The sequence below is a fragment of the Halobacillus sp. BAB-2008 genome, from assembly GCF_000328325.1.
GTDB lineage: Bacteria > Bacillota > Bacilli > Bacillales > Halobacillaceae > Halobacillus.
Window position 1 is genome coordinate 24,082 of the sequence record NZ_ANPF01000065.1, and the last position, 6,935, is coordinate 31,016.

9 protein-coding genes and 1 pseudogene are annotated in these 6,935 nt (G+C 45.1%); 3 read left to right on the forward strand and 7 right to left on the reverse strand.

Annotated features, from left to right (window positions below; translation table 11 throughout):
* The first annotated feature begins 71 nt into the window (after positions 1 to 71).
* The 3 genes from folE2 (at position 72) to D479_RS14030 (ending at position 1,623) form a co-directional block, all read left to right on the forward strand.
* Complete coding sequence (gene folE2 / locus D479_RS14025) at positions 72 to 1,004, forward strand: GTP cyclohydrolase FolE2 (protein WP_039871546.1); 933 nt, start codon at positions 72 to 74, stop codon at positions 1,002 to 1,004.
* Between the two features lie 12 nt (positions 1,005 to 1,016).
* Positions 1,017 to 1,247: a membrane protein insertion efficiency factor YidD gene (yidD, locus tag D479_RS20260; RefSeq protein ID WP_008638194.1), complete on the forward strand. Its 231-nt coding sequence runs from the start codon at positions 1,017 to 1,019 to the stop codon at positions 1,245 to 1,247.
* Positions 1,248 to 1,323: 76 nt separating this feature from the next.
* Positions 1,324 to 1,623: a HesB/YadR/YfhF family protein gene (locus D479_RS14030; RefSeq protein WP_008638196.1), complete on the forward strand. Its 300-nt coding sequence runs from the start codon at positions 1,324 to 1,326 to the stop codon at positions 1,621 to 1,623.
* A 17-nt stretch (positions 1,624 to 1,640) separates the two neighbouring features.
* Here D479_RS14030 and D479_RS14035 read toward each other — a convergent pair whose 3' ends face one another.
* The 7 genes and pseudogenes from D479_RS14035 to D479_RS14060 all read right to left on the reverse strand — a co-directional run.
* Positions 1,641 to 1,961 carry a hypothetical protein gene (locus D479_RS14035; RefSeq protein WP_008638199.1) on the reverse strand — a complete coding sequence of 107 codons (321 nt, stop codon included), beginning with the start codon at positions 1,959 to 1,961 and terminating at the stop codon, positions 1,641 to 1,643.
* Positions 1,961 to 2,386, reverse strand: coding sequence for a thioesterase family protein (locus tag D479_RS14040; protein WP_008638202.1), 426 nt, complete (start codon positions 2,384 to 2,386; stop codon positions 1,961 to 1,963). The genes D479_RS14035 and D479_RS14040 overlap by 1 nt, the downstream gene beginning before the upstream one ends.
* Before the next feature lie 2 nt (positions 2,387 to 2,388).
* Positions 2,389 to 4,647 (reverse strand): AAA family ATPase, encoded by a 2,259-nt coding sequence (locus D479_RS14045; protein ID WP_008638205.1) that lies wholly within the window; start codon positions 4,645 to 4,647, stop codon positions 2,389 to 2,391.
* Between the two features lie 119 nt (positions 4,648 to 4,766).
* Positions 4,767 to 4,991 carry a small acid-soluble spore protein Tlp gene (tlp, locus tag D479_RS14050; RefSeq protein WP_039871548.1) on the reverse strand — a complete coding sequence of 75 codons (225 nt, stop codon included), beginning with the start codon at positions 4,989 to 4,991 and terminating at the stop codon, positions 4,767 to 4,769.
* 123 nt (positions 4,992 to 5,114) lie between these two features.
* The gene (locus D479_RS20475) at positions 5,115 to 5,258 is read right to left on the reverse strand and encodes an FbpB family small basic protein (RefSeq protein ID WP_008638210.1); all 144 of its coding nucleotides are present in this window, start codon (positions 5,256 to 5,258) and stop codon (positions 5,115 to 5,117) included.
* A 51-nt stretch (positions 5,259 to 5,309) separates the two neighbouring features.
* Entirely contained in the window at positions 5,310 to 5,888 is a 579-nt protein-coding gene (locus D479_RS14055) for a redoxin domain-containing protein (RefSeq protein ID WP_008638213.1), read from the reverse strand.
* 128 nt (positions 5,889 to 6,016) lie between these two features.
* Positions 6,017 to 6,935 (reverse strand): annotated as a pseudogene (locus tag D479_RS14060) (aconitate hydratase); the annotation flags it as partial.

The following is a 6,935-nucleotide window of genomic DNA, read 5'->3' on the forward strand; positions in this document are numbered from 1 at the left end:
TTCCGTTGTATATTTAGAAGTACATATTGTATACTTTCACATATATTGAAGGTCTGAAAGGAGTCATTGTCATGAACAAGACAGAGCTTAATACAAACAAACAACTTCCTTCTAAAGAAGAGCGCCATAAGCTTTTCGGATCCGTAGCACCGGGACCGCGCACAAAGCCTATGGAAAAAGATAAAATGGCCGATCTGCAAAACTCAAGAAAAGATTTCTTATTTGATATCGATATGGTCGGGATTTCGAATGTAAAGCATCCGATTCGGATTCCGAGCGACCTCACACCTCAGATCCAAACAACCATCGGTACTTTTTCTTTCGGTTCTTCGATTGAAAAAGGCAGTAAAGGAACAAATATGAGCCGCTTCACAGAGCAGCTCGACAAGTATCATAACGAAGGCTTCGCCGTCGATATAGCTACATTGAAGCAGTTCACAGAGGAACTTGCGGAACGCCTGAAACAAAAAGACGCAGAAGTAGAAGTAACCTTCCCTTGGTTTTTTGAACGGAAAGGACCTTATTCCGATCTTGCAGGCATGAACCATGCGGATGCAACCATACGGGTAGAATATGATGGGGAGACAGGTCATGATATAACAGTTGCATTGACAGGGAAAATCACAACATTATGCCCTTGCTCCAAGGAAATTAGTGAATACAGTGCGCATAACCAGCGTGGGAATGTCACGATGGAAGTGAAATTAACCGATGATTACGATGAGCAGGACTTAGATTGGAAAGCTGCCCTTTTAGAAGCGGCGGAAAGCAATGCCAGTGCACGTATTCATCCGGTCCTCAAGCGTCCGGATGAGAAAATGGTGACGGAGCAGGCTTATGAAAACCCTCGTTTCGTCGAGGATATCGTACGTCTAGTTGCAGCAGATTTGTATGAGTACGACTTTGTGGAAGCATTTAAAGTTTCCTGTCGTAATGAAGAATCCATCCACCTGCACGATGCAGTAGCAACGGTGACTTATGATAAGAAACAGGAACAAAACTAAGGTTCGCAAGCGATGAAACACATAATGATTGCATTGATCCAGTTTTACCGGAAGGGCATCAGTCCATTCTTCCCGCCTACATGCCGATTTCAACCAACATGTTCCGAATACGGACTTGAAGCCTTTCGCCGGTTTGGATTCTTTAAAGGTTTTTACCTCACTGTAAGACGCATCTCGAAATGCCACCCCTTTCACAAAGGGGGATTCGATCCTGTTCCAGATAAAAAACGCAGCCTTAAATAATGCAGAAACAGGTTTGAACAGATGAAACACAGGATACAGCACTATTAGACCATCTGAACGAACAGGAGATGAAATCATGAATTTAACAGTAACTGAGGAAGCAGCAAAATGGTACAAAGACGAGCTTGACATAGAGGAAGAAGGACACCTCCGTTTCTATGTCCGGTACGGGGGTGTCGGAGGCCTGCAGCCGGGTTTTTCTTTAGCCATCAGCCTGTCAGAACCCGTCGATCCAATTGCTCAAACGGATACAGGAACGATTCACTTTTTCATTGAAGCGGATGATGAATGGTATTTCGACGGCCATTCCCTCCTTGTGGAACTAGATGAAAAATGGAAGGAACCTTCCTTCGAATACCAAAATAAGACGCCATAAGGCGTCTTATTTTTGGTTTAAGGGCGTTCCTTCTGCTTTTTCAAACGAAATCTGCGAATGTGCTCCCCATATCCTTCCTTAGAGAGGATATCAAACTGACGATCCCCGAAAAGGTCGAAGTGAGGAAAACGGGGGTCGCGGTGAATCCATTTGCCGTCAAGGCCATGTACCTTGCCCCACTCCTCTAGTCTCTGAATATCTGCACATCCGACTTTCGTTACGGTATCGCATCCCGGAAAGCGATCATCAAGCCAAAAATGTGTCAGAAAAGCGATTTCCCCGTTTTTGACACGGCGCTTCCATTCCATCAATTCTTCACGCTTCACTCCGAAAGCCATCAGGAGGACGGCTCCATTGCATTTACGTATGCGTCGTGCCAGTCGGGAAAACTACGCCGGATGGAAACGGGACGGAAATTTTCACTCTTTACGATAACGTGCTTGGTTTCACCGGAAACGGCAAGGGTCCCGTCTGCATGCACCACTTCATAGCCATAGGATACGCGAAGACCGTCGTAGGCAGCTATCCATGTGCGCACTTTGACATCATCTCCGTAGCGGACTGGATTCTTAAAGCTGATATTCGCATCGATGACAGGAGAAACGACTCCTTGCTTCTCTATTTCCGCGTAATTGAAACCGATCCCCTCGATGAAACTCGTCCTGCCGATTTCAAACCACACAAGGTAGTTTGCATGATAGACAACCCCCATCATATCTGTTTCCTGATACCTTACCTGTATCGGCGTTTCTACTATTTTCATCGTTACGACTCCCTCCGTACCATATTCCAAGCTTTCTCAAAATCATTAAGCTCTAATACATTCATATCCGCTTCTTCCACTTCCAGAATCCTGATGGCCTGAAACTGGATGGCTTCGTTGACTAGATTGTGAATAAATCTTCCATTCCCCTGAATAGAATGATCGGTGAACTTCTCAAGAAGAAATGACTCCGTCCATTCATTGAAATGATAGCCGTATTGAGCCGATTGATAGTGTGTCATCTGCAGCAGTTCCTGTTCCGCGTAATCAGGAAAACGGAAATACTTTTTGAATCGGGATGATAACCCTGGGTTGCTTTCAACCAATTGTTCCATTTCCTTCTCATACCCTGCTAAAATGACCACTAAGTTTTCATTGTGCTTCGTCATTTCGTCGACGAGTGTCTCGATTGCTTCTTTTCCGAATTCGTCACGCCCACCATTATATAAGGAATAGGCTTCATCGATAAACAGTACGCCTCCGAGAGCTTCTCTGATCTTACGCTTCGTTTTTATAGCGGTTTGCCCGACATAACCTGCTACCAGATCACTCCTCGAAACGACGACCATGTGGCCGCGCTTAAGTAAGCCGCATTCTTTAAGGACCCCTGCATAAATATCAGCCACCGTCGTTTTTCCTGTTCCCGGGTTACCAGAGAAGACGGAATGAAGCTGAATCGGTACAACCGGGTATCCTTGTTCTTTCCGTTTTTGCTGCGCTTGTACGAAGGAAGAAAGCTTACGCACTTCCTCTTTGACATTGTGAAGTCCAATTAAGGAATCAAGGCGCTTCATCGGGGAATGTTCGCTGGTATCAGAAGATTCCTCTACATCCAAATCATCCAAGTCAATTCTCATATGATCAAGCCAGTGGTGCTTGTCTCTCTCCGCTTCTTTCGCACCTTTTTGGAAAACGGTTTTCAAAACGAGATTTTTCACCGTCCGTGCATTCCCGAACGAATCATCGACCCTCTCTCTTTCAATTAAAGAGACAAATTCATTTCGAGCTGCTTCTGTGAAAAAGAAATCGTTATCTAGCGCGGTTTCTTCGGCAATCGTGATGAGTTCGTCCATCTGATAATCCGGCAGCTCCATTTGATTCTGTTCCGGAAATCTACTGCGTAATCCGGGATTGGACCATAGGAATTGCCGCATTTCCTCCGGATAACCAGCAAGAATCACCGCAAACTTCCCACCATATTCTTTGCTTGTCATAGCAGAGACGAGCGTATCAATGACGGCTTGACCGTAGTCGTTTCCTGTCTGTCCTTCCCTGCGGAGTGTATAGGCTTCATCAATAAACAGCACTCCTCCGATGGCTTGTTTCACATAATTCATCGTGTTCTCTTCACTTTGTCCAACGTAAGATCCTACTAAATGGGAGCGGTTTACTTCCACTACCTCTTTCGTTTCAAGAATCCCCAGTTCATGATAAATATCAGCGAGCAGGCGTGCCATCGTGGTTTTTCCTGTTCCTGGATTACCAGTAATAATCATGTGCAGACCCGGTTCGTCGACCATGGAAAAACCAAAGCTTTTCCTTCTTTGCTGATATTTAAGAAAATGGTAGTACCTGCGAATGTATGTCTTTACATCCTTCAAACCCACCATCCTGTCGAAAGCTTCTAATGGACTTCCATACACACCACCTGTCAAAAAATCAGGCAAACGCTTGAAAAGCTCATCCTGAACGTCGGATAAACGTCGCATTCGCTGATTGATGTCTTTGACAGGAAGCCGTATTCTTCGGTTCTCTATAGACGCGATTGCATCTTCCAGCATCGTCTCAAGGTCTGTCAATTCCTGATAGACTTCCTGGTAAATTTTCATACGAGTGGATGCATTCAGAATGGTCTTCTCAGCAAGATCCCCATCCCACGTTTCCCGTAGCTCTTTAATATCCTCATATATAACTCTTGCCTTTTTCGCCTTTGCAGAATCATGATCTGTCTCATGAAGGGACCACTGTTCAAACGGCGTATCCCTTAATAACTTATAAGCGTGCAGCAGCAGTTGGGATTCATATAGATCATGGATAAGCGGATGGTTTCCCTCCATGACTCTTGCCTCATCGATAAACTGCTCGGCAAGCGCATCCTTTCCATCGTGTCTTTGAATCCGGTGATATGCAAGTGCCGCATACAACAGGGCCTGCAGCTCTTTATCCTGTAATTCGTTTTCATTTAAATATCGCAATGCTTCCGTTTCAGAAATCGGCGGCTGGTCCTCTATATCCGACCATTGCCTTAACTTATCTAACATGTCCAATCACTTCCTTTTCTATCAACGCCTTTCATTTTATCACAGACAACGAATTATGTAGACGAACACCGCTTAAAGTCGAGAAATGAAAAGCCGTCCCTGACAAGGACGGCTTACCATCAATATTGCTGATGCCTGGATTCATCTTTCATTTCTTCCCTCATAGCCTGAAGAGATTGGTTTCGATGTTTATATTTCTTCTCGATGTCCTGGCGCTCTTCCTCGGTCGCGTAGGCTAATACATCATTTGACGCTTCTATGTTCTCTATCGTGTTCTGCACCTGATTCTGTAACCGCTCCACATTATCAGCCCGATGATCCGGGTTTGGCTTTTGATTCGACATATGCTGTTGTTTATGAGACATCTCATGAACCTCCTAAAAAGAATGAACCATCCAGTGGTCAACGATTACTTTTCCCCTTCGTTCGGCACTTTATGAAGGAATTCAAAAAAAACAAATCCCAGTTTAAGACGGGATTTGTTTCATTCGATCTCGGTGGCGTTTCTCTATCCGTTCATCGATCTGTGCCATTAATTTCTCATCTGCCTGAATAGAGCGAATGTTTTCTTTAATCCGTTCTTCCAGGGATATAGGTTTGTGTCTTCTCATGGGAATCTCTCCTTTAATAAGCAGTATTTCCCTTAAACAATAAAAATATTCCTAATTTAACGCATCTTTCATCTTCACCATAAATTCATAAGTCATCGGGCCTGTTCTCCGCTCTTTTTGGATAATTCCATCTGTACCTATGAAATAAGTGGTCGGAATAGCTAAGATCTGATATGTCTCATTTATTTCGAGCTGTTCATCCAGAAGAACAGGAAATGTATATTCCCCGCTGCTGATAAAATCTCTCACCATACTTATTCCTCCGTCTTCGGTGCCGGTACCGTTTACGGCAAGGATCTCCACTTCATCAGAAAAGGCTTCATAGAACTTTTGCATTTCGGGCATTTCTTCCCGGCATGGGGGACACCAGGTCGTCCAATAGTTAAGAAACACTTTCTTTCCCCTGTAATCGCTTAGACGGACGGTCTCTCCCGTTACTGTCTCCACGGTGAAATCAGGAGCTGCCTCCCCCACCTCTAAGCCGTCCGGCGCATTCGGAGCCACCATCCCTGCCCCCTGCTTTTCTTCTGTATCCCTCTCACCCGTTTTCTCATCTTCCCCTCCAAAACCGGGAAGGACAACCATGGCGAAAAGTACAAGGAGAAAAGCCAAAGCCAGCCATTGCTTCATTATATCCTGCCCCCGTCCGAAACTCATTTACTTCTATGTATAAGAATAACGGAATTCTTTTATTCCTTCTAGTCCCTATTTTATATGAAAGAAGAAGACCGCCCAAAGGACGATCTTCTTACATTGGATCAGCTCAATTTATTTCGTAGAACCATTTGCAGAATACCACCGTGACGGTAATAATCCACTTCCACTTCGCTGTCAAAGCGGGCAATTACTTCAAATTCTTTCTTATTGCCTTCCTCATCGGTCGCTGTCACTTTGACAAGATCGCGAGGTTTGACACTTTCACCCACTTCTACATCGAACGTTTCACGTCCGGACAGACCGAGAGACTCAATAGAATCTTCTGGTTGGAACTGAAGCGGAAGTACACCCATCATGACAAGGTTGGAACGGTGGATTCTTTCAAAACTTTCTGCAAGGACCGTTCTGATCCCCAGAAGGTCTGTACCTTTAGCTGCCCAGTCACGGGAGCTGCCCATACCATAGTCGTTTCCAGCAAGGACCATCAACGGCGTTTCGTCCTGCTGATACTTCATAGCTGCTGTGTAGATCGGCATCACTTCTTCTGTAGGCCAGTAAGTTGTGAAACCTCCCTCTGTTCCAGGAGCAAGTTCATTACGAATACGAATGTTTGCGAACGTTCCGCGCATCATTACTTCGTGGTTACCACGACGGGATCCGTATGAGTTAAAGTTTCTAGGGCTTACGCCATTTTCCTGCAGGTACTCGCCGGCAGGCATGTCTTTAGGAATAGCACCGGCCGGAGAAATGTGGTCGGTCGTTACCGAGTCGCCAAACCTTCCGATCACACGCATACCCGTTACCGGTTTAACCGTTTCAGGTTCACTTGATAGACCTTCGAAGAACGGCGGATTCTGAATATATGTGGAGTTATCGTTCCAATCATACAGTGGTTCGTCCGTCGTATCGATTTCATTCCACTTTTCGTTGGAATTAAACACGTTCTCGTACTCTTTACGGAATATTTCCGGGGTTACGACACGGGAAATCTCTGCTTTGATTTCTTCCTGAGACTGCCAA

Excerpts from the sequence above, each read along its gene's own strand:
- D479_RS14055 (WP_008638213.1), bottom strand. The coding sequence starts at position 5,888 with ATGAAGCAATGGCTGGCTTTGGCTTTTCTCCTTGTACTTTTCGCCATG.
- D479_RS14030 (WP_008638196.1), top strand. The coding sequence starts at position 1,324 with ATGAATTTAACAGTAACTGAGGAAGCAGCAAAATGGTACAAAGACGAG.
- D479_RS14040 (WP_008638202.1), bottom strand. The coding sequence starts at position 2,386 with ATGAAAATAGTAGAAACGCCGATACAGGTAAGGTATCAGGAAACAGAT.
- D479_RS20475 (WP_008638210.1), bottom strand. The coding sequence starts at position 5,258 with ATGAGAAGACACAAACCTATATCCCTGGAAGAACGGATTAAAGAAAAC.
- folE2 (WP_039871546.1), top strand. The coding sequence starts at position 72 with ATGAACAAGACAGAGCTTAATACAAACAAACAACTTCCTTCTAAAGAA.
- tlp (WP_039871548.1), bottom strand. The coding sequence starts at position 4,991 with ATGTCGAATCAAAAGCCAAACCCGGATCATCGGGCTGATAATGTGGAG.
- D479_RS14035 (WP_008638199.1), bottom strand. The coding sequence starts at position 1,961 with ATGGCTTTCGGAGTGAAGCGTGAAGAATTGATGGAATGGAAGCGCCGT.
- yidD (WP_008638194.1), top strand. The coding sequence starts at position 1,017 with ATGAAACACATAATGATTGCATTGATCCAGTTTTACCGGAAGGGCATC.
- D479_RS14045 (WP_008638205.1), bottom strand. The coding sequence starts at position 4,647 with ATGTTAGATAAGTTAAGGCAATGGTCGGATATAGAGGACCAGCCGCCG.